The following is a 26565-nucleotide window of genomic DNA, read 5'->3' on the forward strand; positions in this document are numbered from 1 at the left end:
GACGGGCGGCCACGTTGACCTCACCCCGGCAAGGTGTGTCTTCCCGACGTTCGCGGCGCTGCCTCCCCGGACGCTCGCCGGGCGGCCGCCCGCCGCTCCACCGGGCAGGCGACCAGGCGCCGAGCGGGCAGGCCTCAGTCTTTCGAGTGCGCCTCCTCGCGCGCCAGCAGCGCCCGCAGCACGCGCTCTCCCGTGGCCGGTATCTGATTCACGCACGCGCCCGTGGCGTGGCGGATGGCATTGCAGACGGCGGGCGCCACGCCCACCACGCCGGCCTCGGCGACGCCCTTGGCACCGAACGGCCCGGGCCCGAAGGCGTGCTCCAGCAGGATGGGATGGATGGCGACGGGCACGTCGAGCGCGCCCGGCACCTTGTAGCCACTCATGGAGGGATTGACGAGGTGGCCGTCCTTCCACACCAGCTCCTCGGTCAGCGCGTAGCCGAGCCCCTGGACGAAGCCGCCCTGCACCTGTCCCTCGGCCGCCGCGGGGTTGAGCGCTCGGCCCACGTCGTGGACGCTCCAGGCCTCGAGTAGCTCCACCTTGCCGGTCAGCTCATCCACTTCGACCTCGGCCACCTGCACGCCGAAGATGAAGAAGCCATTGCCCATGGAGGGCAGCCCCTCCACCGTCGTGCGGCGCGTGTCGAGCTGCCACGCGGGAAACAGCCACCGGGCCGTGGCGACGATGGGCCCACCCTCGACATAGAGGGCGCGGCCGGCGATGGCTCCGAAGGAGACGGACACCCCTGGCTCCCCCCGGACGCCCACGAGCCCACCGGGCCTCAGCTCGAGCACCCTCACGGGACGTTCGAGAATCGCGCCGGCGTGCTCGAAGAGCTGCTCACGGACCTGCTCGCACGCCTGGGCGATGACGTGGCCCACGGTGAAGGTGGTGCGCGTGCCTCCGGTGCACCAGTCATACGGAGACGTGTCCGTGTCGGGACGGCTGAAGTGGAGCTGCTCCAGGGACAGCCCCAGCGCGCCCGCCGCGACCTGCGCGAGCGCCGTGTCCGAGCCCTGGCCGGTGTCCACCGCGCCAGTCATGACGTTGACGGTGCCATCCTCGTTGAGCCGGACGGTGGCGCTGGAGCCCAGCAGCCCGGACACGTGGCCGATGGCCGCCACGCCGATGCCGCGCCGCTTTCCGGGTGACGGGATGGCCGGGCGCTCCCGCCGACGGTGCCAGTCCGAGGCCTCGCGGGCCTTCTCCAGACAGGCGCGCAGCGTGCCGCTCTCCACCGGCGCACCGCCCAGCCACTTCTCCCCGGTCTCCAGTGCGTTGCGGAGCCTCAGCTCGATGGGGTCCATGCCCAGCGCCTCGGCGAGCCTGTCCACCTGAATCTCACTGGCGAAGTGGACCTGCGGGTTGCCGAAGCCCCGGAACGCGCCGGCCCGGAGCTTGTTGGTGTAGACGCTGAAGCACTCCACGTCGACGTGGGGGATGCGGTACGGCCCGCGCGCGAAGTAGCTGCCAATCGCCGCGACGAAGGGCCCGTCGTCCGCGTAGGCCCCGGTGTCGTAGTGGATGCGGACCTGGCGGGCGAGGATGCGCCCATCTCTCGTCGCGCCCGTGCGCATGTGGATGCGGGCCGCGTGGCGCGAGCGCATCATCCGCATGTCGTCCGTGCGGGAGAAGGTCAGCCGCACCGGCGCGCCGGCCGCCTTCGCCAGCGCGGCGGTGATGGGCTGGTTGGTGGACTCCACCTTGCCGCCGAACGCGCCGCCCACCCGGGGCACCAGGACGCGGATGCGGGACATGGGCACGGCCAGCGCCTCGGCGGTGATGGCCTGCACCCGGAACGCCGTCTGCGTCGAGGTGTGGATGGTGACTCTGCCGCTGTCGGGGTCCACCGCCGCCAGCGTGGTGCACGGCTCCAGGTAGATGTGCTGCTGCGCGGGCGTCTCGTAGACGTCCTCGATGATGGCGTGGCACCGCTCCCACATCCGCGCGGGCTCGCCCTCCACCAGCCGGATGTGCGTGGCGAGGTTGGGATGGCCGGGGCCGCGCGGCGCATGAAGCACGGGCGCATCTGGAAGCAGTGCCTTCTCGACGTCGAAGACCGCGGGGAGGACCTCGTACCGGATGTCGATGAGCTCGAGCGCCCTGCGGGCCGTCGGCAGGTCCACCGCGGCGACGGCGGCCACGGGCTCGCCCGCGTAGCGGACCTTGCCCCGCGCGAGCAGCGGCTGGTCCTTGATGACGGGGCCGATGTCGACAGGGGGCAGGTCCTCGGCGGTGAGCACCGCACGGACGCCGGGCAGCGCCTTCGCCCGCGAGGTGTCATACGACAGGATGCGGGCATGGGGATGCGGGCTGCCCAGCAGCGCGCCATGCAGCATGCCGGGGAGGACCAGGTCGTCGGTGTAGAGCGCGCGCCCCGTCACCTTCTCGCGCGCGTCCGTCTTCGGCACGGACTGCCCCAGGACTTCGCCCACGGGCTCCGGCCCGGGCTTCGGCTTCGCGTCGTGGCTCATGGACGCCCTCCCACCGAGGCAATGGCCTCCACGACGCGGGCATAGCCCGAGCACCGGCACACGTTGCTTCCCAGCGCGTGGCGGACTTCCTCCACCGTGGGTGCTGGGTTGTGGTCGAGCAGCGCCTTCGCGGCGAGGACGATGCCGGACATGCAGAAGCCACACTGCACCGCGCCGTGCTGGACCAGGGCCCGCTGTACCGGGTGGAGCTCGCCGCCCGTCTCGAGACCTTCGACGGTGGTGATGGCGCGACCGCTCAGCCGCGCCGGCAGGGACAGGCACGAGAGCACGGGCAGGCCCTCCACCAGGACGGTGCAGGCCCCACAGTCGCCCGCGTCGCAACCGCGCCGGGTGCCCGTCGCGCGCAACTCCTCGCGCAGCACGTCCAGCAGCGTCCGCTCCGGGGCCACCGAGAGCGCGTGGGTCTTGCCATTGACGTTGAGGGAGACGGAGACCTTGTCAGACATGGGCGCGCTCCCGGGCCTGGGACAGGGCGCGGCCGAGCAGGCGCGGGATGAGCATGCGCCGGTACTCCGCCGAGCCACGAACATCATCGAGGGGTGCGGAGCTGTCGGCGAGGAGGCGCCCCGCCGCGGCCACGGCCCCGGGCTCCAGCCGCGTGCCCACGAGCCGGGCGTCCGCCGCGTCCACGTGGAGCGGCACCGGCCCGCACGAGCCCAGCACGACGCGCGCGTAGCGGCACGTGTCCCTGTCCATGGCGAGGACCAGCGACACGGACACCGTGGGGTAGTCGGCGACCACGCGGCTGTACCGGAGGTGGTGGCCCACCGCGCCGTCCACGCCCCGGGGGATGAGGACACGCGTGACGAGCTCGCCGGGGGCCAGGGACGTCTGGAAGGCCCCCACGAGGAGCGACTCGACAGGGACGGTCCTCCGGCCGGAGGCCCCCGCGACTTCCACACGGGCCGAGGCCGCGACCAGGGCCACGGGCAGCTCCGTCTGCGGGTCGGCGAGGCACACGGAGCCACCCAGGGTGGCCATGTTGCGGATGGCGGGGTGCGCGAGCTGGCCCGCCGCGTGGCGAACCACTGACATGGCCCCGCACAGGCGAGCCTCGGCCGCGACGGTGCGGTGCGTGGACATGGCGCCCAGCCAGAGTCCCTCCGCGGTCTCCGTGGTGGTGGCCAACTCCGGGATGCGGTGCAGGCTGACCAGCATCCCGGGCGCGACCTGGCCCGCGTTCATCTTCGACACCAGCGAGGCGCCCCCTGCCAGGCAGCGCGCTCCTGCAGTGGTGGCGAGGAGCGACAGCCCCTCCTCCACCGTCTGCGGCTCCGCATATCTCATCGCGTCCCCATGAAGGCCCCAGGCCACTGAAAGGCCATTGTAACACAGCTACCGACAGGCCCCGGGCAGGGAACAGGCTCCTTGTCCCCACATCTGCCCCCGCAGCCAAAACCCGGAGCAGACATTGAACGAACATTCGACTGTCGGCCGCACGACAGGAAAGACAGACAAAAAGGCATCCACTCCAAACCATTGCAGTACAATCGTAGCCAGGCTTCAGGAAGCAATCGGACCTAAGGGCAATCCACTACACGCGCTTGAGAGGCCCATGTACCCGCATCGCCCACCCAATTCCTGTCAAGCAGGCCAGGCCGCGGTCGAGACCGCGCTCGTGGTGCCGATGATGGTGTTCTTCGTGCTGGGCATCATCCAGCTCGGCATGGTGCACCACGCCCGGCTGATGACCGAATACGGTGCCTACCGAGCCGTGCGGGCCGGCATCGTCAATCATGGCGACTGCACCATCATGGAAAAAGCCGCGCTAGCGGCCTTGCTCCCCACCCTCGCGCCTCTCCCTGACGAAATTGGCCGAGTCGACACCCTCGACAAGGCGATGAATGTCCACAGATTGTATGTCCAGGAACTCCGCATTCGGAAGAATGGATTCTATAGCGACGGCCCTCTGCCGCTTTTCCGGGTCCAGGTCGTCAACCCGAAGCTGAGTGACCTCGAGGGTCTCTTTGGAATCTATGGCTCCCATATGGGGACGATGGAGATCGACTACGACGATGTCCGGGATGACCGGGTCATCGAGGCGAACCTGCTGACCATCCGGCTGACCTACTTCTACGAATTGCGCATCCCTTTCGCGAACTGGCAGCTCCACACCTTCTATATGGGACGTGAGTTCCTGGATGAACTACGCGGGTTGCAGTTCGAGAACCAGCGTGTGGGTGGGCAGACAGCCACCGACTATCTGGAGGGCCGCGGCGCCACCAGGGACACGGACCATCGCGTCCTGGCGGAGCTGGCCGGCAAGGGGCTCTTCGTCATGCCGCTCATATCGACCTGGTCCATGCGAATGCAGTCCAACCTTCTCAACAACAACCAGTACGGACCCGGCAGATGCGCCACCGACAGCTGAGTCGGCGGTAGCCACGAACGGGGAACGAAAATGTTCCATATTCTCCGAAGGATGCGCCGTGACGAGCGTGGCCAGGCCATGGTCATTGGCGTCGTAGCCATGTTGGTGCTGGCCGTCAGTGTGATGGCTTCGGTCAGCATCGGGCATGGCGTCTACGAGAAGATCAAGCTCCAGGATGCAGCCGACGCACAGGCTTACTCTCTCGCCGTCAAGGAGGCACGGGCCTACAACTTCCTGGCGTACACCAACCGCGCCATGATCGTTCACTACTCGGCCATGCTCACGGTGATGTCCTTCGTGAGCCATGCAGTGTACCTGGAGCAAACAGTCGGTGGAGCGGCCAGCCAACTCAGGGTCATCCCGGGATTGGGAGCCATCTTCGCTGGGGTAGCAGCAGCCATCAAAGCCTGGCGAAGGACGGTGGACGCCTTCGCCAGCATCCTCATTCCAGTCCTGACGCAGCTCAACATCGCGCTCTGGATTGCACAGGAAGCCATGCTCTACGGCACGCTCCTCGACCTGCTTACCCGGGCCGATGCCGACGGCGTCCTCAAGCGTACGGATCCAAAAGCCCAACCAGGCTTCGCGATGAACTCCGGGCATCCCTACCCGACCAACCTGGCGCAGGCTGCAAATGAAGGCGTTGACCACTCGAACCTGAAGAACTTCCTTCACATCATGGATGACGGTCCCAAAAGCAGTGACCCAAGCTTTGACCTGACCGACCCGACAGGCCTCCGCATGCGCGCCAGACTCCTGCGGGACAACGCCCTGTCCGACCCGGACATGGCCAAGTACCGACTGCTGATGGGCAACCTCGCCAACTCTGTCCGACGTGAGTGGACGGCGGTGGGTACGGGCCCGCTTCTCATCGGGCGCAAGTGGGATTTCGAGATGTGCCTCCTGATTGGCCAACTCCGTATCGAAAAAACGGCAGACAGTCAGCTCAAGAGCTTCTCCGAGAGCTTCGAAGGGAACCGCAAGGACCAGCTCTTCGCATCGGATGACATCAAGATTGAGGTGCGCCCTGGCTGCTCCGGCCTCTTCGATTACAAGACTGTTTTCGAGCTCCGGTTCCGGGCGACCGCGGATGCACGTGGCGGCTTCCACCAGGAGAACGGCGGGCGCAAGACGACGCGCCACCATGAATGGCGGGGCATCACTCCCTTCTTGACCTCGGACACGAGCTTCGTCAGGCCCTCGCAGAATCACTTCGGCTACCCGTGCAACGTCATCCTCCTGTCCAAGGACATGGGCGCCAGACCGACTCCAACCGACGGTGACACGTCCAAGAAGGCCAAGGTCTTCCAGATGGGCAACCTTTCGAGGAATGCCTTCATGGCGGGGCATGGGACAGGCAAATGGGACGACAGCCAGGAGGAAGTGGGCGGAGGCTTCCTCGACATGACCTGGAAGAACGTTGGAGGCATCTACATGGACAATGGCTCGGTGGACGGCGACGCCTCGGACTTCCGTGCGAAGACGAAAGGAATGATGGCGATGGCGGTAGGCCGTGCCATCTACCACCGCCCCGGTGACTGGAAGGAAGAGCCCAATTTCTTCAATCCACTCTGGACGGCACGCCTGGCCCCGGTGAAGACACACTGGGAAAAAGAGGCCCTCAGTCAGATGGTCCCGGAATGGGAATTCAGTCAGCACTGGTTCGGCGACGCCCTCAACTACTGACGGAGATGTCATGCGACGACGTCCCCCCCCGCTCCCACGCCGCCTGGGCCGGAGTAGGTGCAACGCCAGGCGCTCACGGTCCTCGCGCGGCGCGGCAACGGTCGAGCTTGCCTTGTTGGCCCCCTTGCTGCTGGTTCTGGTCCTCTGGGCCAACTACTTCTGGGAGGTACAGCGTGCCCAGCTCAAAGCGACGGAGCTCGCCCGCTTCGTGGCGTTCGAGCGGACGGTTCGCCCCGATGTTGACGCCATCGCCGCCGAAGCTCACGAGCGCTACAAGGATCTCGACGGCTCCACGAAGACGGGGGCACTGGGGATGGGCTATCGCAACCGGCTCAGCGTCAGCGTGAAAGCCCAGGACACCGCGGCTCCGCTCACCCACACATCTCTGACAGCCTCAGGAGCAGTCGCGGGAATCAGCAGCATGGCAGGTACTGCCTTGCGGACCCTTGGAGAGACTCCGGATGATGTCGCCAGGAAGATGGGACTGGACACCCGGAGAGGGGCCGTCGAGGTGGAGGTCCAACTGGTTGTCGAGAATGGCATCATTCCCTACTTCATTGCCCTCTACACCACGGGCTTCATGGGTCAGGAGTTGAATCTCAAGTTTACCGAGCGCTTTCTTCTCTTCCATGACACGTGGCGCGCGTGGGAATACCGAGACCACCCGGGCGACACCCTTCGGCGGGTCGAGCAGCATACGCACGCTCGCATCACCCATGGGTCTTCCGGTGGACCTATCGTCTACGCCGGCGTTGGCTCGGGACCCGCGGGGGGTGGGCAACGCGCCATTGATGGCGTGCTCACGACCTTGAGACTGGATACGCCCTTCTCAGCGACCTACATCCGCGATTCGGTGCTGATCAAGAACGTCCCTGATGAAGGCAAGTTCGAAGCAGCGACAGGTACTCGCACGGCGCCTGGAGACATCTTGCAGGCAGCCTATTGGGTGAACGATGAAGACTGGTGCTTCGGCACCTGCGAGCCCAGGACCATCCAGCATAAGAGAGGCCTCATCAACGGTGCAGGTCGCGGCGACAACTGGCCGATGCGTGCCTACAACTGCCGAGGACCGTACTTTCAGGGCGCAACGAAGTCCGAGGCGCCGGAAGCGCTCTACTCAGAATCTTCGGATGCTCATGACCCACCACCGGCTGTGCCTCCAGGCGATTACCACAACTATGGAGGAGCCGCATGCGCGCCTTAGTCCCCGTGCTCCTCGTTCGCCCTGAGGTGAAAGGCACATGAAGTGGCGCTCGGACCGAACAGGCAGCGTGATGCGGTTGGTCGGACTTGGAACCCTGTTGTTGCTGGTCACTGTCGCGGCCACGCTCCGTGAGCCCCCACACGAGGCCCCGCCCCCGACCCTGCCATCTCCACCCGGAGGGCTTCCCCAGGTAGCGCCCGTTCCGAAGGCAGGGACGGGACGTATCCAGAGCCTGTTCCCCGTCTTTCCCCGGACCACATTCATCCCCATGGGACAGATGGAAGCCAACGGCAACCCTCTGGAGATGGCTTATTTCGAGACTCCGACAGCCCCTGGAGAAGTGCTGGAGTTCTACGCCCGGGAGTTCCGTCGGAGAGGCCACCGCGTCGCCAATCAGCCGGATGGCACCGGAGGCGGAGCGGTGAACTACTATGACACGGCCCGGGGCTCGCTCGTCTCCGTCACCGCCATCGGTGTGGGCGGAAAGCAGCCCAGGACCATGGTCTTCCCTTCCATCATCGAGGCGCCCCAGGGCATCCACCTTCACGGGAGCGCCCCGACGTCGCTCCCCCGCCCTCCCGGTGCCATGACCGTCATGAGGCTGGATGACCGCGGCACGGGGCCCTCCCAGGGCAGTATCACCCTCACCGAGCTCGCCCAGGGAACCCCGCGAATGCTCGCCGACTTCTACCAGGAGCAGCTCTTAAGCCGTGGCTATGCCCCCGTGCAGACCGAGACCCGCTCCGCCGCGCACGGCGTGGAGTTGCGCGTCTTCGAACGACCCGGGGAACGACTCTCACTCGCCCTCTCACCTGTCACCAAGGAAGGCCGACCCGAATCCCTCATCACAGCGGTTGTCGAGGACACCGCGAGCCCCAAGGAAGAATGACCATGCCCACATGGACTTCACATACCTGGCGTTGGATGCGACGCTCCCGTTCCAGGGGACAGGCTGCGACGGAGTTCACCCTGCTGCTGATGTCGCTCCTGCTCATCGGGTTCGGCATCGACGCCTTCGCGCCCGACATGTTCGCGGCTTTCACCATCTACGTGCGCGGCTTCTATCTCGTGCTCGGGTACCCGCTGGGTTGAGCGGCCCCGGCACCTCACTGTCCCGGCACGCGGGGAATGGCGATGGGCACGGTGCCCAGCTCGGGGCGGGCGCCGGTGCCCGTCTTCCGCGCCACCCAGGTGACCTCGGCCTCCCGGACGGACTCCACGCCGAACACCGGCACCTTCTGCGTGGAGACCACCACCACCGTCCCGCCCTGCTCCCGCCGGAAGGTGCGCTGGCGCACCCTTCCCGCGAAGGCGCCTGTCCGCAGCTCGGTGTCCTTCTCCACCACCGGAGCGCCGCGCAGCTCGGGCTGGTCCACATACAGGTCCACGGGGATGGAGATGGGTGCGTTGGGAGGGACGGAGACGGCCAGCCGTTCAACCATGGGGCGCGCACCGCCGACGACCCAGACCACCACCAGCGTGCGCGGCGTCGTGCCGTAGTCGAGCTCCACCTGATACAGCAGGCTGCCATCCTCGCGTCGCGACTCTCCCACGACGGCGGCCCGCACGGGGAAGCGTCCCTGCTTCGAGCTGAACTCGTACTCCACCCAGGTGCCGACCACGGGCTGGAACTCTCCGTAGAGCAGCGGTGGAGGAACCAGGGCCCGCGCCTCGGCCAGGCGGGAGGGGTCCACGACGGTGCCCCCATCCGCCTGAGCCGTCATGCCGGCATCGGCGACGGCGCCCGGAGCGGCAATGACTGGCGCCGCCTCCTGCGCTCCACCGTCAGCGGCCAGCGCTGTCACGGCGACAAGCAACAGATTGCAGCAACACACGACAGTCGGAAGGCGGGCCATGGAGGCAACACTATTCGTCCCCTTCCCGCCACAGGACAAGGGTGATGTCTCGGATTCGGGTCTCCAACACGACACAACGGGAGTGCGCATGAGCAGGGCATGGGCCGTCTTGGTGGTACTGCTGTGCCTCCTGGCCTCACCGGTGCGCGCCCAGGAGGGCTCCACGGCGGGCATGCTCGGGCTGCCGCTCGTCATCCGCGAAGGCGGCTGGGCCCGCTACGTGACGGAGTCCTCGACCGGGCCCACGCAGTTGGTGTTCAAGGTCGGCGCGCGTGGGAAGTACGGCGGCCGGAGCGGCCGGTGGCTCATCCTCGAAGTCGAGGTGCCCTCCACGGGGCGCGTCGCCCTCCATTTCCTCGTCGAAGGGGAGCGCTTCACGGCCGACAAGGTGCTCCTGCTGCGCACGGTGGTCCCCGGTCAGGCGCCCCGCGACTCTCCGGATGCGTTCGCGGGGGCGAAGAAGCCGCCCCGGCAGCCCCGCCTGCTCCGGCAGGGCACGGAGACCGTGGCCGGCCGGAAGCTCGACGTGACGGAGTACTCCTATCCGGAAGGGCTCACCGCGGAGTGGTCTCCCTCGGTGCCCGTGCTGGGACTGGTCCGCGTCTCCGGGCCCCAGCCCTTCCAGCTCATCGCCTTCGGCGTGGGGGGCGACCCCTGGAAGGGAGTGGCGCAGCCGTAGGTATCAGGGCCTCCCCGGGCGCGACGCGAGTCCCGCCTGAAGGAGCTTCCCGCGCACGGCGCCGACCTCCGCCTCGGCGAGCCGGGCCTCCAGGTGCAGCGCCAGGCCACGTCCCACCTGGAGGAGCACTCGGGGCACCTCCCCTTCCTGCCGACCCAGGCTGAACCACTCCAGCTCGGAGAACCGCGTCCGCCGGCCCAGCGAGTCGAAGAAGCCGTCGCCCGCGAGGAAGAGAGCGGGCACGAGGCGCAGTCCCATGGCTCCGAGCCACGCGGCCAACCCCAGACAGAAGGTCCCCAGGGCGGGCCGCCCCTCCGTGTAGAGGAGGTGGAGCCCCAGCAGCCCCAGGACGCCCATCGCCATGAGCAACTGCACGTAGGTGCCCACTCGCGCATGGGACGCGAGGACCGTCAGCGCGCGGGCCCGTGACAGCACCAGCGCCGCGTGAAGGGACAGGAGCCCGAGCCCGACCGCCGCCACGGTCACCCCCAGGCCGACCATGCCCCGGCGCCCCCCCAGCACCTGGGACTCCTGGACCAACGCCGCAGCGCAGCCGCTGAAGAACACCAGCGCGACGACGTGGAAGCCAACAGCGGAGCGGGGGAATGAGGAGGCCTTCATCCGGTGCGTTGAGCGCACCACATCCACGGCGACTTGGGCATAAGGGAAACCCTCTACCGTTGGCAGGCAACCAGCCTGACAGGCGGCTGTCGTCCCGTCCGGCCTGCCCACGAACGGGCCTGCACGGAATGACCCGCCATGGCCGGCCTGCCTGCCCGTCATCAACCTTCCCGGATGGACGCACCTCCATTGAGGCGCCTTGCGTCCGGGGAGCGTGAGTTCCATGTGGAGTCCTTCCTTCCGAAGAGCGAGCCGCTCGCTCTGGCGGCCCTGGAGCCCGCGCGCGGGAGTGCTGGGCCCCAGGACGGCGGCGGTGACCTTCGCGGTGCTGGAGGTCCTGTCGCTGCGCAAGCCCTTGAGCCAGCTGCTCGCGCGCGCCCGGCCGCGCACGAGGAATGGCCTGGCCTTCGCCACCCTGGGCGGCGCGACGCTGAGCTTCTTGAAGGGCAACCTGCGGCGAAGGAATCGGAGGTCCCGTCCCTGGGGGCCGCGCGCGAAGCAGTCGCTGCGGGAGCCGGTGGAGGCGGCGCTCGCCATGGCCATGCTGAGCGCGCTGGCCATGCCGTTCATGTCTGCGTCCAGCCCGGAGCCCGCGGCACGCAAGGGACCGGCACCCCGCCCCACGCCCCCCGGACAGGACCCGTGCGCTCGCTCGATACATGACGCTGGGGACAACGGGGACGAGCTGGATTTCGACGCGGCCATCGCGTCCTGGTGACGCTCCTGTTAACACCCGGAGCATGACCGCGCCTCGCCCCAACCCGCTGCTGTCGGACCGCGACGTGGACTTCCAGCTCTATGAGGTGCTGGACGCTGCGGCCCTTTGCGCCCTGCCCGCCTTCTCGGAGCACTCGCGCGACACCTTCGCCCTGCTGCTGGACAGCACCCGCCGCTTCGCCCGGGAGGTGCTCTACCCCACCTACCGGCCCATGGACGCGGACCCGCCGGTGTTCAAGGACGGCCGCGTCCACGTCCACCCGTTGATGCGTCAGCTGTACCCGCAAATGGTGGAGCTGGGCCTGCTCACCGCCACGCGCCCGCCGGACGTCGGCGGACAGCAGCTCCCGCTCACCGTGCACGCGGTGTCGAGCGCGTACCTCATGGCGGCCAACCTGAGCGCCTTCGCGTACGTGGGACTGACGCTGGGCGCGGCGCACCTCCTGGAGGTGTTCGGCACGCCCGAGGTGAAGGAAGCCTTCATGGCGCCCCTGTACCGGGGCGAGTGGACGGGCACCATGGCCCTCACCGAGCCGCAGGCGGGCAGCAGCCTCGCGGACGTGAGGACGCGTGCCACGCCCGCGCCGGACGGCACGTGGCGCATCCAGGGCTCGAAAATCTTCATCAGCGGCGCGGACCAGGACTTCACGGAGAACGTCGTCCACCTGACCCTGGCGCGCACCGAGGGCGCCGAGACGGGGGTAAAGGGCATCTCCCTCTTCGCCGTGCCGTCGCGCCGGCCCGAGGGCGGGAAGCTGGTGGACAACGACGTCCGCGTGGCGGGCGTCATCCACAAGATTGGCTGGAAGGGCATCCCCAGCCTCGCGCTCAACTACGGCGAGGAAGGCGACTGCCACGGATGGATGGTGGGCCCGCCCGGACGCGGGCTGGCGTGCATGTTCCAGATGATGAACGAGGCCCGCATCATGGTGGGCATGAACGGGGTGGCCACCGCGCTGGTGGCGTACCACGAGGCGGTGGCCTACGCGCGTGAGCGCCCGCAGGGCCGTCCCGCCGGCATCCGCGACGCCACGCGCCCGCAGTCGCCCATCATCGAGCACGCGGACGTGCGGCGCATGCTGCTGCGGCAGAAGGCGATTGTGGAGGGAGGGCTCGCGCTGCTGCTCGCCGCCTCGTACCAGGCGGACGTGGCGATGCACGGGGCGGACGAGGACTCGCGCAGGCGCGCGCAGCTGCTGGTGGACTTGTTGACGCCGGTGGCCAAGACGTTCCCCGCCGAGCGGGGCTTCGAGGCCAACGCGCTCGCGGTGCAGGTGCACGGCGGCTACGGCTACTCCAGCGAGTACCCGCCGGAGGCGTGGCTGAGAGACCAGAAGCTCAACAGCATCCACGAGGGCACCACCGGCATCCAGGGCCTGGATTTGCTGGGGCGCAAGGTGGTGGCCGGAGGCGGCGCCGCGTTGCAGGCCTTCACGGAGGAAGTGGGCGCGACGGTGAAGCGCGCGCACGCCGCGGGTGTGGAGGCCGCGTGGTGTGACGCCCTGGAGCGCGCGCTGGGTGAGGTGACGGAGCTGGTGGGCGAGCTGGGCGCGCGCGGCATGTCCGGCGAGGTGGAGCTGATGCTGCGCCACAGCGCGGACTTCCTGGACCTGTTCAGCGTGCTCGCGGTGGCGTGGCGCTGGCTGGCCCAGGCGGCGGCGGCGAAGGAGGGGCTGGCGCGGGGTGGAGCCGACTCGGACTTCTATGAGGGCAAGCTGGCGGCGGCGCAGTACTGGTTCGCCGTGGAGCTGCCACGCGTGCCCCTCCTGACGGCGCTGTGCCGGACGGGCGAGGACTCCTACGCTCGCATGCGTCCCGAGTGGTTCTGACCGGCGCACCCCTCGTCTGGTGGGCAGAGCGACACGGAGTGTGAGGGCCCGGGTGCCAGCCTGCCCTCGGCCTGGGGCCTGCCAGGGCGCTGGACACGATTCTCCTGCATCGATGCTTTGTGCACGTAAGATGTAGAACGTGACTGTTTCTTTTCACCTATGCCAACCCGGTGGGGGTGCCTCGTGTGGCGCCTGCTGCGGCCTGTACAACTTCCGGGACCACTCGCGGGTGGCGGTGACGGAGCAGCTCGCGATGCAGACGGAGCGCCTGCGGCGTGTGCCCTGGGAGGCCTCGGCCTGGCAGGAGGCGGCGCGCGAGCTCATCGCGGCGCGGCGCGCGGAGCCGATGTTCCCCGCCGTGCGGGTGTGCCCGCTGCTGGGCTTCCTGGACAAGGACCGCAAGCAGGTGGGCTGCCTGGGGCATCCGCTGGTGACGGGCGGCGTGGACCTGCGGGACTGCGGCGTGTACCGCGCGTCGGTGTGCGAGACGTTCACCTGTCCTTCCTTCGGCTGGCTGTCGGACGCGCAGGCGCGGCTGGTCCAGGCGGCGTGCGCGGACTGGTACCTGTACGGGCTGGTGATTACCGACGTGGAGTTCGTGCGGGGCTGCCTGCGGCTCATCGAGTGGGAGCTGGGCGGGCCCGCGAAGCCCGAGGTGCTGATGGAGCGCCCGGAGGTGCTCGCGGCGGTGCGGAAGCTGTTCGCCTTGAAGGAGACGGCGCCCCGGCGTGACGCGAAGGCCACGGTATTCGGGCGCTTCAGCCGGGACATGGACGGCGAGCCGGTGCCGCGCACGGTGGACTACGTGAAGCTGGGGGTCCGCGCGGCGCCCGAGGACGACGTGGTGCTGTGCCTTGGCTACACGCCCCAGGAGGCCACGGAGCTGCTGGCCACGCGCGAGCTGGTGCGCTCGCACGTGAAGGGCGTGGCCCGACTGCTCGCGGGCTGAGTCCCCTTCGTCCGCCAGCAAGCACGCAGCTTGCAGTGGTAGGGCGCGACTCAACCCGAATGGGAACGCGAGGTGTACGGATGGGCAGTCGATGGGCGTGGGTGGGAATGGTGGGGCTCTGTGCGTTGACCTCGGGGTGCCACGAGCGTGGAGAGGGCAACACTCCGGCCGAGCAGCGCGTGGAAGCCGCGGCGACTCCAGGCAGTCCGGCAGCAGCGGCCACTCCGGGACAGGCTCCGGTGGCGACAAGTCCGGTAGCGCAGGGCACGGCGGCGCAGCAGCCCGGAACGGTGCAGCGAGGTGCCCCGGCCACGGGCACGCAGATACGTGAGCCGGGCCAGGCTGGCACGGCGGCCCCTGCTCCAGCGGGAGCCAACACCGCGACGGCGGATACGCCCGCCACGGGAACGGCGACGGCTGGCACGGCGCAGGTTCCCGCGCGAGGGGGCCGGGTGATGATTGGCTACGAGGCGGTGCAGGCACGGGACGACGAGGACTGGCACCTGGGCGCGGCGCGCGCGGCGCAGGACGCGGCGACGGGTGGCAGCGGCACCGCGGGAAGCTCCCTGGAGGAGGTCGTCATCGCCTCCAGCTCCGTGAGCGGGCGCGTCACGCGGGTGGGGAAGAACACCATCACCGTGCGCGACAGGGAAGGCGGCGTCTACGAGCTGCAGCTGGACAGCCGCAGCCGGGGCCTGCGCCAGGGCCGCAAGGTGTCGCTGCGAGGGCTCGAGGAGGGCACGCCGGTGCGCGCGCGATTCGTACTCATGGGCGGGCGCACCGTCGCGCGCGACGTGCAGATTCGCCCCTGAGCGGCGTTTCCTCCGCCACCGCGGGCGTCGCGCGGTATGACGCCCCGGAGCACTGAATCCCCAGGCCGCCCGCCCGTCGAGGGAGCGGGCGGCACCGGGACGATGGCACTCCGTCGGCTGTTCCAGTGTCCGACGGGGTGGGCGGAGTGCTCCGGAGGCGCGCACATGGAAGGACCAGGCCCTGGGCAGTCGGGGACGCGGCGGCGTCATGCGTGGCTCGCCCTGCTCTTCGTGGCCTGTGCCCTGTCCGCATGTCGGCGCGGAGCGGGGCCGCTGGAACCCTCGGTGCCGCCTCCGCCCCGGCTCAGCGCGGAGCAGGTGGCGCGGCTCCTCCCGCCGAATGTGAAGGAACGCGAGGACTGGGCGCGGGACATCCTCGCCGCGCTGGAGTCGCAGGAGCGCATTCCCTCGCCGCCAACGGTGTGCTCGGTGCTGGCCGTCATCGAGCAGGAGTCCGGCTACAAGGAGGACCCGGCGGTGCCGGACCTGCCGCGCCTGGTGCGGACCCGCCTGGAGGAGCACGCGAACAAGCTGGGCCCGCTGGGCCGCAAGGCGCTGGCCTCGGTGCTGGAGGGAAAGGCGCCGGGCCACAAGCGGACCTTCGACGAGCGGCTGCGCACGGTGCGCACCGAGCGTGACTTGGACCGGCTCTTCCGCGACATCCTCGCGTACTACGAGGACAAGTACCCGACGACGTACGCGGCGGCGGACCTGGCCAGCTCGCTCTTCTCCTCGGGGAAGCTGGAGGACCTCAACCCCATCACCACCGCCGGCTCCATGCAGGTGAGCGTGCGGTACGCGCTGCAACTGGAAGGCGAGGACGCGGACCCGGCCCAGGTGCGCGAGGCGATGTACACGCGCGCGGGCGGCGTGCGCTACGGCACCGCGCGGCTGCTGGGGTATGAGGCCGCCTACCCGGAGCCCCTCTTCCGCTTCGCGGACTACAACGCGGGCGTCTACGCCTCACGCAACGCGGCGCTGCAGGCGCAGGTCACCCGCCTCACGGGAATCCCCCTGGCGCCGGATGGCGACCTCCAGCTCTACGACAAGCAGGGCGAGCCGCTGGACGAGGACAGCAAGTCGCTCCAGGCGCTGCTCGCCTTCCGCCAGCGCTACACGCCGGAGCTCAGCGAGCGGCAGGTGCGCCGCGACGTGCGCAAGGAGAAGGAGGAGGACTTCGAGACCACCGACACGTTCCGCGCGGTGAAGCGCGTCTATGCGAACGAGACGGGCGAGTCCCCCGCCTACGCCCAGCTTCCCCAGGTGACGCTCCGGAGCCCCAAGCTGAAGAACGAGCGCACCACTGCGTGGTTCGCGCGCTCGGTGGATGCGCGGTTCCAGAAGTGCCAGGCCCGCTACCGCGCGCTGGCGAAGTAGCGGGCCCGGGGCCTACGGCTCAACCCGGCTCAGGGCGTGGTGAAGAAGGAGCTGATGGCGTCCGCCTGGGCGTAGGGTATCGAGTCCAGGGAGCTGAACGGCCGGCGCTCGACGTCATACCCGGGCACGTCCAGGGCCGACACGCGCAGGTGGTGGGTACCTCCGGGCACCAGGAGGCCGGGCGGCAGCCGCACCTGCGTGGCGGAGCCGGGCAGGTAGAAGCGCGAGTGGGGGTAGCCATAGGTCTGGCCCGGGGGGTACCAGGTGATGCTGACCCGGTACGCCGAGGGCGTGCCCAGCGTGGGCGGCAGCCAGGCAATGACGGGGCTGGCGGAGCCCACCTCGCGCGGCACGCTCGCGGCCACCCCGTCGATGGTCAGCTCGCGCGGGGGCGAGACGCGCGGCAGCACGGGGCTCGCGATGAGGTTCGCCAGCCGGTCATACGAGAGCAGGGTGCCCGACAGGTAGACCTGGGTGCCCCCGCTGTTCGGCAGCGGCTGGAGGGTGCGGAACGAGTACTGCGCAGAGCCCACCAGGTCCCAGCTGGAGGGGAACGGGTTGCCGTAGCTCAACCGGCGCGTGAAGTCGTACGCGGCGCCACGCGGGAGCTGCAGCGTGAGCAGCTCGCCCGAGTACCCCACCCATCCGTCCTGCAGGCCGTGCGTGGCCGGCATGACGTAGAAGCTCGGAATGGAGGGCGTGGCGGCGGGGTGGACCTCGGTGGCGCGGGCGGTGTACCCGGGCAGCCGCCATTCGAGGGGGAACTCGGCCAGCGGCACCGGCTGCATCGTCCCGTTGATGGACAGGGGCGTGGTGCCGTCCGCGGTGAAGTTGAAGGGGCTCATCTGCATGCTGCGCAACACGGTGCTGTACGCCAGCGCGCCGCCGTCCGGCAGCGTGCCCGCGTCCACCGGGCTGAGCTGATTCACATACAGCCGGTCCCCCTTGGCCGCCTCGAAGACGGGAATGGGGCCGGTGCCGCCCCAGACCTGCGAGTCGGTGGACAGGAGGCTCGTCTGCCCGACGGGGTCGACGTCGAAGATGTCCACGCCGCCGTACAGGTCCACCTGCGCGGAGGCGACCTGCAGCGAGGAGCCGGGCTGGGTGGTGGACTGGTACTGCGCCCAGGGCGCCAGGTTCGACAGGTTGAGCTGTACGGGAGTCTCCCCCCACTCGGTGAAGGTGGTGTCCGCGCGGCCGAGCCGGTCGGCGCCGATGTCCACCTCGCGCTCGTCAGTGATGATGTAGGTGGTGCCGGTGCGCAGGTAGTACGGGCCGGAAGGCACGCCGACGAACTGGTAGCCACCGTCGACCGCCGTGCCGGCGATATGGGTGAACGTCGGTCCGTTGGGGACGAGCACCTCGGGCGGGCTGCCCGACCGGTCCTCGGCCCGCATCGCCACGCCCGCGGCGGTGTGGAAGTAGAGGGTGCTCTTCACGAGCACCGCGTCTCCGCCGGACGTGCCCCCGTCGGGCGCGCAGCCCTCGGCGAGGGGCTCGCCCATCCACGTGCCGTCGCCCACGGGCAGGTCGTTGTCCACCGTCGACTGGCCGTCGTTCAGCGCCGGCGAGGTGCCGGGCTCGCCGCCAGCACAGCCCAGCCACGCGGCGCACGCGGGCACCAACAAGAAGGAAAAGTGACGCAGATGCATGAAACCCCCGGAAGAGTGGAAAGGGTGGAACACCCTACCGGGGGCCTCTGACGCTGGAATGGAGGTGCGGCCCGCCGGCCCGGGAAGGTCCGGACCGGCGGTGTGACTCAGCGCCTCAGCGCTTCGCTGGAGCGGAGGGCGGGGCGAAGCGCTTGTCGGAGATCTTCATCTCCGTGACGGTGCCGTACTTGCGGGCCACGTCGCGGATGGCGGACGCCTTGCCGATGAGGACGATGGTGAGGTCCTCCTTCGCGGGCAGGGTGCGCTGGATGACGGTGCGCACGCTGTCGCGGGTGGTGGCGGAGACGGCGCGGGCAAAGTCATCCACGTCGCTCGAGTCGAGGCCGTAGAAGGCGAGCTCGGACAGCTTGCCCGCCACCTGCGTCCCCGTCTCCAGCGTGGGCGGGAACTGGCCGAGCACGTACGCGCGGGCGGAGGCGAGCGTGGGGTCGTCCATGCCCGACTGGCGGTAGCGCGAGAGCACGTCCAGCGCCATGTCGATGGCGCGGCCGGTGGTCTCCGTCTTCGTGTACGAGGAGATGACCACGGGCCCGGGGCGGGCGTTGCGCATGAAGAAGGCATTGGCGCCGTAGGTGAGGCCGGACTTCACGCGCAGCTCGGTGTTGAGCAGCGAGGTGAAGCGCCCGCCGAACACCGTCTCCGCCAGCTTCACGGTGACGCGGTCCGGGTCATCGCGGGAGATGCCGGTGTTGCCCATCCAGAAGTACGTCTGGGTGGCGTCCGGCTTGTCCACGAGCAGCACGCGGCGGCCCTTGGAGACGGCGGTGGGAGCCACCTCGGGGGCGGGCGTGGCGGCACGGGCCCAGCCGCCGAGCGAGGACTCCAGCTTCGCGGCGAGGGCCTTCGCGTCGAAGTCGCCCACGACGGAGAGGATGAGCCGGTCCGCGCCGAGGTGGTTCTTCGCGTAGGCGAGCACGTCCTCGCGGGAGAGGCCCGGGAGGGACGCCTCGCTGCCGCCGACGGGAGCGCCGTAGGGGTGGCTGGCGAAGTGGAACGCCTGGAAGTAGGCGCCGATGAGGGCGCGCAGGTCACCATCCTTGGCGGCGGCGATTTCGGACACCATGCGCTCGCGCGTCTTCTCCAGCTCGTCCTGGGCGAAGCGCGGGCGGGTGAGCATGTCGGCGAGCAGCTCCACCATCAGCCCGGTGTCGCGCGACATGAACTGGCCACTGATGACGAGGGCCTCGAGCGTGGGAATGACCTCCAGCGAGCCCCCCACCCCATCCACGGCCTCGGCGAACTGGCGGGCATCGCGAGCACCGGCGCCCTTCTGCAGCAGCTCGCCGGTGAGGGCGGCCAGGCCCTCCTTGCCGGCGGGAGCACCGAGCGCACCGCCCCGGAGCCACGCGCTGAAAGAGACGAGCGGTAGATCGCGCCGCTCCACCAGGAGGAGCTTCGCGCCGTTCTTCAGCGTGACGGTGGTGGGCTTGGGGAGCGTCACCCCCTGCGAGGAGGAGGGCCGCGCGGCGGCCGGAGCAGGCGCGGTGGCGGGAGGCGTCGTGGCAGCGGGTGCCGCCGAGGGCTTCGCGGTGGGGGCGCCCTGCGAAGCAGCGGGAGGCGGCGTGGCCGGCTTCGGGGAGGGAGTGCCCTGCGAGGCGGCCGGGCCCTGCGCCGCGGACGGGAAAGCGGAGAGCAGCAGCGTGCTGACGAGGACCTTCCAAGAGGGGGGCGCAATCATCGCGTGGCCTCCTTGCGGGTGTCGGGGGTGGCGTCCTTCGCGTCGGTGGGCACGAGCCACCCGACGGTGAGGCGCTGGGGGTTGAAGATGCGGGCGGCGACCTTGCGCACGGCCTCGCGCGTCACCTTCTCGTAGCGGGCGGGAGCGTCGAAGAGCTGGCGGTAGTCACCGCGGAAGACCTCGGCGGCACCGAGCGCACGGCCCCGGCCGTTGTTGGTCTCCAGGCTCCGCCAGTAGCCGGCGAGGGCGATGTTGCGGGCCTTGCGCAGCTCGGCCTCGCTGACGCCGTCCTTCACGACGCGGGCGAGCTCCTCGGTGAGCATCGCCTCCACCTTCGCGAGGTCGGCGCCGGGCGGAAGGTCCGCCATCACCCAGACGAGAGACGGGTCGAAGCCGGCGCTGAAAAGGGTCTCGACGTTGATGGCGGCGCGCTCCTCCTCGACGAGGCGGCGGTGGAGGCGCGAGGAGTCACCGTCGGCGAGGATGCGCAGGAGTAGATCGAGCGCCTCGGCGTCCGGGTCCTTCCCGGCGATGCCGTGGTAGGCGAGCTGGATGAGCGGGGACTGGGCGAGCTTCTTCACGACGACGCGGCGCTCGCCCTGCTGCTCCGGCTCCAGGGTGCGGACGGGGTCGGGAGCGGGCTGGGAGGGGATGGGCTCGAGGTACTTCTCGGCGAGCGCGAAGACCTCGGCGGGGGTGACGGCGCCGGTGACGATGAGGGTGCCGTTGTTGGGGGCGTAGTACGTCTTGAAGTAGCGCTGGAGGTCCTCGAGCTTCCAGGACTCGATATCGGACGGCCAGCCGATGACGGGGAACTGGTAGGGGTGGGCGACGAAGGCGGTGGCCTGGACCTGCTCCATGAGGGCGCCCGCGTTGTAGTTGTCCACGCCGGAGCGGCGCTCGGAGTAGACGACGCCGCGCTCGGACTCGATGACCTTGGGGTCGAAGGCGAGGTGCTGGAGGCGGTCGGCCTCGAGGTCGAAGATGAGCTCGAGGGCGGAGCGGGGGAACCACTCCATGTAGACGGTGACGTCCTCGGAGGTGAAGGCGTTGTTGGCGCCGCCGTTGGCCTCCATGACGCGGTCGAACTCACCGGGGCCGTACTTCTTGGCGCCGTTGAACATCATGTGCTCGAAGAAGTGGGACAGGCCGGTGATGCCGGGGTACTCGTTGCGGCTGCCGACGCGGAACCAGTTGTAGAGGACGGCGTTGGGGATGGCCTGGTCGGGCCAGACGATGACCTTCATCCCGTTCTTGAGGGTACGGGCCTCGATGCCTGCCCCGAGCTTCGAGGTGGCGGCCGCGGCGGGCTTGCTGGCCCCCCTGCCCTGCGCCTGCGCGCCCGCGACGGGAGCCGCGAGCAGGGCGAGGCAGGACGCCCAGAGTAACGACTGACGGAACATCCGTGCTCCTGTCGTGAGGAAGACGCCCGGGAACGGGCGGCCCGGCACCATATTCCAGGTGCGGCCCTCCCGAGTGACTCAGGAGGGTGGGACAGGGGCACGGACTCCAGCCTGGGGAGGGGAAAGGCCGGGAAGATGGGTGGGTTAGAGTCCCGGAGTGTCCTCTCCCTTCCTGTCGATTCCCGAATCCCAGTGGGTCGCGGCCAACGCGCATGCCTTCGCCATCCGCGACGGCTTCCCGGTGAGTCCCGGCCACACGCTGGTGATTCCCCGGCGACTGGTGGCCACCTGGTTCGAGGCCACGCCCGAGGAGCAACGCGCCATCTTCGAGTTGGTGGAGGTGGTGCGGCACGGGCTGGAGGCCGAGCTCCGGCCCCAGGGGTACAACATCGGTATCAACGTGGGCGCGGCGGCCGGGCAGACGGTGTTCCACCTGCACGTGCACGTCATTCCCCGCTTCCAGGGAGACATGGCGGACCCTCGCGGGGGAGTCCGGCATGTGATTCCGGGCAGGGGCAACTACCTCACCGGGCAGGCGAAGCCGCTGGCCACGGGAGGCGTGGAGGACCCCTTCCTGGCGCACCTGGAACCGCTGTTCTCGAAGGCGATGGAGGTCGCGGTGCTCGCGGCCTTCGTCCAGGACAGCGGGCTGGCGGTGCTGCGCGAGTCCGTGGACGCGGCGCTGGCCCGGGGAGCGAGGGTCCGAATCCTCACGGGGGACTATCTCGCCATCACCCAGGCCGACGCACTGCGCCGGCTGCTCGACTGGATGGACGAGGACACCGCGCTCCAGCGCGAGGGGCGAGGCCGGTTCGAGGCGCGCGTGGTGGAGGTGGAGAAGCAGGGCGTGCCCTCGTTCCATCCAAAGTCCTGGCGCTTCCTGGGGCCCGGACTGGCGGTGGCCTACGTGGGGTCGAGCAACATCTCCCGTGCGGCGCTGAAGACAGGCATCGAGTGGAACCTGCGTGTCGAGCGCGACCGCGACCCACGGGCCTGGAGCGAGGTGGTGGAGGCTTTCGAGGGCTGGTGGGCGCGAGCGTCCCTGCTGGATGCGGAGTGGGTGGAGCGCTACGCCCGCCGTGCACGGGACGCGGGCCGTGCGCTCCCGCCCGGTGACATGGAAGTGGAGGCGACGCTTCCCCGGCGCGAACCCCATGCGTTGCAGCGGCAGGCACTGGAAGCGCTGGCACGAGGCCGGAGGGAGGGGCGCCGCCGGGCGCTCGTCGTCCTTGCGACCGGGCTGGGCAAGACGTTGCTCGCTACGCTCGACGTGGAGGCGTTTGGAAAGGAGTTGGAGCGGACGCCCCGGGTGCTCTTCCTGGCTCATCGCGAGGAGCTGCTCGTCCAGGCAGCGGAGACCTTCCGGCGGCAGCTGCCGGGCCTGCGCTTCGGCTGGTGCGTCGGTGGGCGTTCCGAGCTCATGGGTGACGTGGTGTTCGCTTCGGTCCAGAAGCTCTCCCAGCCGGAGTGCCTGCAGCGGCTCCGCGAGACGGCGACCTTCGACTACGTCATCGTGGACGAGGTGCATCACGCCGCGGCGGCGAGCTACCGGGCCATCCTCGCGTGCCTGGAGCCGTTGTTCCTGCTGGGTCTCACGGCAACACCCGAGCGTGCGGACGACGGCGATGTGCTCGGCATCTTTGATGACCATCTCGCCTGGCGCTCGGACCTGGGCGAGGGAATCCAGCAAGGTCTGCTCGCGCCGTTCGCCTACTTCGGCCTGAGGGATGATGTGGAGTACGACAACATCCCGTGGAAGAACCGGCGCTTCGACGCTGAACAGCTCTCTCAGGCGGTCCAGACGGAAGCGCGCATGCAGACGCTGTGGCGCGCGTGGCGGGAACACACCGCGAGCCGCACGCTGGTGTTCTGTTGTTCGGTGAGCCATGCCCAGTACGTGCAGCAGTGGCTGACCCATCAGGGCGTGCGCGCGGTTGCGGTCTACGCGGGAACAGGCTCGGCTGACAGGGCGCAGTCACTCCGGCAGCTCGCCGAGGGCACGCTGGACGCGGTATGCGCCGTGGACCTGTTCAACGAGGGAGTCGACGTCCCAAGCATCGACCGGGTGGTGATGCTGCGTCCCACGGAGTCTCCGGTGGTGTTCCTCCAGCAGCTCGGCCGCGGGCTGCGGAAGTTCGAGGGCAAGGCGCAGGTCACCGTCATCGACTTCGTGGGCAATCACCGGATGTTCCTCGATCGCGTACGCACGCTCCTGGCGCTGGGGAAGAGCCCGGTGTCGCTGCGCGACTTCCTCGTGGGCGGCAAGGACCCCGAGCTGCCCCCCGGCTGTGCCGTCCAGGTGGAGGTGGAAGCCAAGGACCTGCTCAAGGACTTTCTTCCTGCCGGAGGCACGGAGGTCGAGCGCGTCTACCGTGAGCTGCGAGACGCGCGCGGAGAGCGGCCCACCGTGGGCGAGCTGCACCGCCGGGGTTACACGCCCGCGACCCTGCGCCGGGCTCACGGAAGCTGGTTCAACTTCGTGAAGAGCGAGGGGGACCTCAAGGAAGGTGAAGCCCGCGCGCTGGAGCAAGGGCAGGACTGGTTCGAGGAACTCGAGCTCACTCCTCTGAGCAAGTGCTTCAAGATGGTGCTGCTGGAAGCCCTGCTCGAAGCCGACGCCCTGGAGAAGGGAATGGCATTGCCCGAGCTGGCCCGACGAAGCCTCGCCATCCTCCAGCGTTCACCTGAGCTGCTCCAGGACCTGGAGGAGGTGGAAGCACTGGACGACCCTCGGAACCCGAGCGCCGCGAAGTTCCTCGCCTACTGGAAGGCCAATCCCCTCAAGGCCTGGACCCAGGGCGGCAGGTGGTTCCGGGTGGACGATGACCGGCTCATCTCGCGCCTCCCGATTGCGGCGGAGACGAAGCAGTCCTTCGAGGCGATGACCTACGAGCTGGTGGACTACCGGCTCGCGCAGTACCGGCGGCGACGACAGCCCCAGGCGGAAGGAGCGGCGTTCGAGGCCAAGGTCTTCTCGAACAAGAAAGACCCCATCCTCAAGCTACCGGACCGGGACCAGCGCCCGGACCTGCCCTCGGGTGCCACGGATGTCCGACTGCCTGATGGGAGTGTCTGGCGCTTCGACTTCGTGAAGATCGCCATCAACAAGGCTCGGCCGCCGGGCACGCAGCGCAACCAGCTACACGACCTTTTGAGGCAGTGGTTTGGTCCCACCGCGGGCATACCGGGAACAGCCTTTCGCGTTCGCTTCACGCCTGGGCCTGATGGCTGGTGGGTGGAGCCCGTGCAGGCGGAGGTGATTCCCTTCGCGCGTCCCGGAACGCTGGTGGCATTTCCCAGCCTGCGGGCGGCGGCGGGATTGGTGGACCCCACGGTATCGCTGGAGAGCGCTCCGGAAGCGGAGCAGGTCCGCCTGCCAGTCCAAGCGCGAGGCGAGGGACTGTTCGCGGTACGCGCCTCGGGCGACTCCATGGAGGGAGGCGAGCGGCCCATCCGGGATGGCGATTGGCTGGTCATGCGCTACGCGCGAGCCGCGGGTGCTGGCTCCGTGGAAGGCAAGGTGGCCCTCGTCCAGGTGCCAGACCCCGCCGGATTCGCCTGTCAGGTGAAACGGCTCGTACGGGTCGACGGCCGTTGGCTCCTGCGCTCCGACAATCCGGCGCGCCCCTCGTTCGAGGCAGGCAGGGAGGTGGTGCCCATTGCACTGCTCGTCGAGGTCATCGCGCCCGAGCGCCTCGGCCCCGAGCGGAGTGCACGGCTCACGGATGAGCAACTCATGGAACACTTTGGCCTGAGGTCAGCTCCGAAGACGGGTCGCTACGAAGGCCATCTGTTCCTGTGCATCACCGAGAAGGGAACGCTCGTGGAGCCTGATCGCCTGAGCACGCGAATCGCGGACCGCAGGCCCGCGGAGACCGCCTTCGTGCTCACGAGAGAGGCACCACAGGCCCCTTGGCGATACTGGGGCGTAGCGCACTGGAGCGAGGACGAGGACCAATGGACGCTCGCGGTACCGGTGGACTACGGCACCTGGCGCTCCCTGGGTCAGGGACGTAGCAGCTCAAGGCGATTGACTGACGAGACAACGGCACAGGCTGCCAGATGGGTCGACGATTTCCTGGCGAAGAATCCCCCAGGTCGACTCATCGAGCGTAACGGGAAGCAGTGCCGCATCGTGGGCAGAGCCTCGGCAGGAGGTCTGCGTATCGACGGCGGGGAGGATGGATTCGAGGAACGGACGGTCAGCCTCACGGACATCGCCTGGGCGCTGGCCGCCCAACAGGAGGCCCGTGAATCCGGTGGCACGCTCGATGAGGCGCGCGTGAACCGACTGCGCTACCTCGAAGGCACGCCCAAGGAGTCCACTCGCTGGATTGACACTGGCTGGGCCCTGTTCCTCCTCAGCGTCGTGCCGCACTGACTGGGTCCAACCCAGCTATGACCATGATGGAGATGCGCCTGGAACCTCGCGATGCAATGAACACTCATGCATCCCTCCGCCATGCATTCTCCCCATGTCACTGGAAAGCTATGACGCCACCTCGTTCCCGGCATGCGTGGATGCTCGTGGGCAGCCTGCTCCTCGGAGCCTGTGCGGGTACTCCTGGCCGCCAGCGTGCCGAGGCGTACCGCTTCGACACCGTGACGAATGCCTGCCGGCAGAATCCCGCCAATTGCGTCCTGGCGGCTGGGAAGGAATCCGCGGGACACACCGTGGCTGCGGCGGGCATCACGGGCCATGTGGCCGTCCGCTTGCTGGAAGACCCGGTCAGGGCCCTCATTGACGCGGCACTCGTCGAATGCGCCGACCTGGCGCGCTCGGAAGTCCTGCTCCGGCACCGACAGGACTTCGCGGGCCAGAGCCCTTCACGAGAAGAGTGCAACCAGCAGGTGAAGGACGCGGCGGGCAGGCGCATGATTCGGGCCGTGCAGCTGGGCACGGAGATGCACTAGGCTGCTCGGAAGTGCGCGGAGAAGCGGCTGGGCCAGTTGCGCCCAGGTGGCTTCAACCTGGAGCCGCACTACCGCTACGACTCCAAGTCCGGGCAGACGAAGCACATTCCCGAGGAGGACGTCGCGGCGCTTCGGGAGTCCGGCAATGGCGGCGAGTTGCTGGGGACGCTTGTTCCCGACGTCGTGATTCACGATGGGAATCCGCTCCACATCCAGGCCGTCTATGACTTCAAGTTCCCATGCTTCCATCTGGATGGCATGCCTCAGTGGAGCAGGTATCCACCAGGACATCCGCATC

The 26565-nt window shown here is 69.0% G+C and carries 21 protein-coding genes; 13 read left to right on the forward strand and 8 right to left on the reverse strand.

Annotated features, from left to right (window positions below; genetic code table 11):
- Positions 1-134 precede the first annotated feature (134 nt).
- From G4D85_RS06015 to G4D85_RS06025, 3 genes are read right to left on the reverse strand one after another with little or no spacing between them, the layout of a single operon-like run.
- Positions 135-2477: a xanthine dehydrogenase family protein molybdopterin-binding subunit gene (locus tag G4D85_RS06015; RefSeq protein ID WP_164008738.1), complete on the reverse strand. Its 2343-nt coding sequence runs from the start codon at positions 2475-2477 to the stop codon at positions 135-137.
- Positions 2474-2944, reverse strand: coding sequence for a (2Fe-2S)-binding protein (locus G4D85_RS06020; RefSeq protein WP_164008740.1), 471 nt, complete (start codon positions 2942-2944; stop codon positions 2474-2476). Before G4D85_RS06020 ends, G4D85_RS06015 begins: the two co-directional genes overlap by 4 nt.
- Positions 2937-3785 carry an FAD binding domain-containing protein gene (locus G4D85_RS06025; RefSeq protein WP_164008742.1) on the reverse strand — a complete coding sequence of 283 codons (849 nt, stop codon included), beginning with the start codon at positions 3783-3785 and terminating at the stop codon, positions 2937-2939. The genes G4D85_RS06020 and G4D85_RS06025 overlap by 8 nt, the downstream gene beginning before the upstream one ends.
- 268 nt (positions 3786-4053) lie before the next feature.
- Between G4D85_RS06025 and G4D85_RS06030 the strand changes: the two genes are divergently transcribed.
- The 5 genes from G4D85_RS06030 (at position 4054) to G4D85_RS06050 (ending at position 8851) form a co-directional block, all read left to right on the forward strand.
- Positions 4054-4869, forward strand: a complete 816-nt coding sequence (locus G4D85_RS06030; protein WP_164008744.1) for a TadE family protein — start codon at positions 4054-4056, stop codon at positions 4867-4869.
- A gap of 30 nt (positions 4870-4899) precedes the next feature.
- On the forward strand, positions 4900-6555 hold the full coding sequence (locus tag G4D85_RS06035; protein WP_164008746.1) for a TadE/TadG family type IV pilus assembly protein: 1656 nt from the start codon (positions 4900-4902) through the stop codon (positions 6553-6555).
- Between the two features lie 124 nt (positions 6556-6679).
- Complete coding sequence (locus tag G4D85_RS06040) at positions 6680-7759, forward strand: pilus assembly protein (RefSeq protein ID WP_205525428.1); 1080 nt, start codon at positions 6680-6682, stop codon at positions 7757-7759.
- Positions 7760-8027: 268 nt separating this feature from the next.
- On the forward strand, positions 8028-8648 hold the full coding sequence (locus G4D85_RS06045; protein ID WP_240359096.1) for a hypothetical protein: 621 nt from the start codon (positions 8028-8030) through the stop codon (positions 8646-8648).
- Positions 8649-8683: 35 nt separating this feature from the next.
- Positions 8684-8851: a hypothetical protein gene (locus G4D85_RS06050; protein ID WP_240359097.1), complete on the forward strand. Its 168-nt coding sequence runs from the start codon at positions 8684-8686 to the stop codon at positions 8849-8851.
- Positions 8852-8865: 14 nt separating this feature from the next.
- Here the strand turns inward: G4D85_RS06050 and G4D85_RS06055 are convergent, their stop codons facing one another.
- Entirely contained in the window at positions 8866-9615 is a 750-nt protein-coding gene (locus tag G4D85_RS06055; protein WP_164008753.1) for a hypothetical protein, read from the reverse strand.
- Positions 9616-9703: 88 nt separating this feature from the next.
- On the opposite strand from G4D85_RS06055, the gene G4D85_RS06060 reads away from it, so the two are divergent.
- Positions 9704-10294, forward strand: a complete 591-nt coding sequence (locus G4D85_RS06060; protein ID WP_164008754.1) for a hypothetical protein — start codon at positions 9704-9706, stop codon at positions 10292-10294.
- Between the two features lie 3 nt (positions 10295-10297).
- On the opposite strand, the gene G4D85_RS06065 is transcribed toward G4D85_RS06060, so the two are convergent.
- A complete protein-coding gene (locus tag G4D85_RS06065) occupies positions 10298-10915 on the reverse strand; it encodes a hypothetical protein (RefSeq protein WP_164008756.1) in 618 nt (205 codons plus the stop codon).
- Positions 10916-11138: 223 nt separating this feature from the next.
- On the opposite strand from G4D85_RS06065, the gene G4D85_RS06070 reads away from it, so the two are divergent.
- The 5 genes from G4D85_RS06070 to G4D85_RS06090 all read left to right on the forward strand — a co-directional run bounded on the left by G4D85_RS06070 (position 11139) and on the right by G4D85_RS06090 (position 16599).
- Positions 11139-11633, forward strand: coding sequence for a hypothetical protein (locus tag G4D85_RS06070; RefSeq protein ID WP_164008758.1), 495 nt, complete (start codon positions 11139-11141; stop codon positions 11631-11633).
- A 22-nt stretch (positions 11634-11655) separates the two neighbouring features.
- Positions 11656-13461: an acyl-CoA dehydrogenase gene (locus tag G4D85_RS06075; protein WP_164008760.1), complete on the forward strand. Its 1806-nt coding sequence runs from the start codon at positions 11656-11658 to the stop codon at positions 13459-13461.
- Between the two features lie 139 nt (positions 13462-13600).
- Positions 13601-14410 carry a hypothetical protein gene (locus tag G4D85_RS06080; RefSeq protein ID WP_164008762.1) on the forward strand — a complete coding sequence of 270 codons (810 nt, stop codon included), beginning with the start codon at positions 13601-13603 and terminating at the stop codon, positions 14408-14410.
- A gap of 80 nt (positions 14411-14490) precedes the next feature.
- Complete coding sequence (locus G4D85_RS06085) at positions 14491-15222, forward strand: hypothetical protein (protein ID WP_240359098.1); 732 nt, start codon at positions 14491-14493, stop codon at positions 15220-15222.
- Between the two features lie 165 nt (positions 15223-15387).
- Positions 15388-16599 (forward strand): DUF1615 family protein, encoded by a 1212-nt coding sequence (locus tag G4D85_RS06090; RefSeq protein ID WP_205525429.1) that lies wholly within the window; start codon positions 15388-15390, stop codon positions 16597-16599.
- Between the two features lie 29 nt (positions 16600-16628).
- Here G4D85_RS06090 and G4D85_RS06095 read toward each other — a convergent pair whose 3' ends face one another.
- The 3 genes from G4D85_RS06095 to G4D85_RS06105 form a co-directional block, all read right to left on the reverse strand.
- A complete protein-coding gene (locus G4D85_RS06095; protein WP_164008766.1) occupies positions 16629-18251 on the reverse strand; it encodes a hypothetical protein in 1623 nt (540 codons plus the stop codon).
- A 115-nt stretch (positions 18252-18366) separates the two neighbouring features.
- The gene (locus G4D85_RS06100) at positions 18367-19950 is read right to left on the reverse strand and encodes a M16 family metallopeptidase (RefSeq protein WP_240359099.1); all 1584 of its coding nucleotides are present in this window, start codon (positions 19948-19950) and stop codon (positions 18367-18369) included.
- Positions 19947-21353 (reverse strand): M16 family metallopeptidase, encoded by a 1407-nt coding sequence (locus tag G4D85_RS06105; protein WP_205525430.1) that lies wholly within the window; start codon positions 21351-21353, stop codon positions 19947-19949. Before G4D85_RS06105 ends, G4D85_RS06100 begins: the two co-directional genes overlap by 4 nt.
- Before the next feature lie 157 nt (positions 21354-21510).
- On the opposite strand from G4D85_RS06105, the gene G4D85_RS06110 reads away from it, so the two are divergent.
- Together G4D85_RS06110 and G4D85_RS49195 are read left to right on the forward strand one after the other, a co-directional pair.
- Positions 21511-25734, forward strand: a complete 4224-nt coding sequence (locus G4D85_RS06110; RefSeq protein ID WP_164008768.1) for a DEAD/DEAH box helicase family protein — start codon at positions 21511-21513, stop codon at positions 25732-25734.
- Positions 25735-25844: 110 nt separating this feature from the next.
- A complete protein-coding gene (locus tag G4D85_RS49195; RefSeq protein WP_240359100.1) occupies positions 25845-26267 on the forward strand; it encodes a hypothetical protein in 423 nt (140 codons plus the stop codon).
- Positions 26268-26565: the final 298 nt, after the last annotated feature.

The sequence above is a fragment of the Pyxidicoccus trucidator genome, from assembly GCF_010894435.1.
Classification (GTDB): Bacteria; Myxococcota; Myxococcia; order Myxococcales; family Myxococcaceae; genus Myxococcus; species Myxococcus trucidator.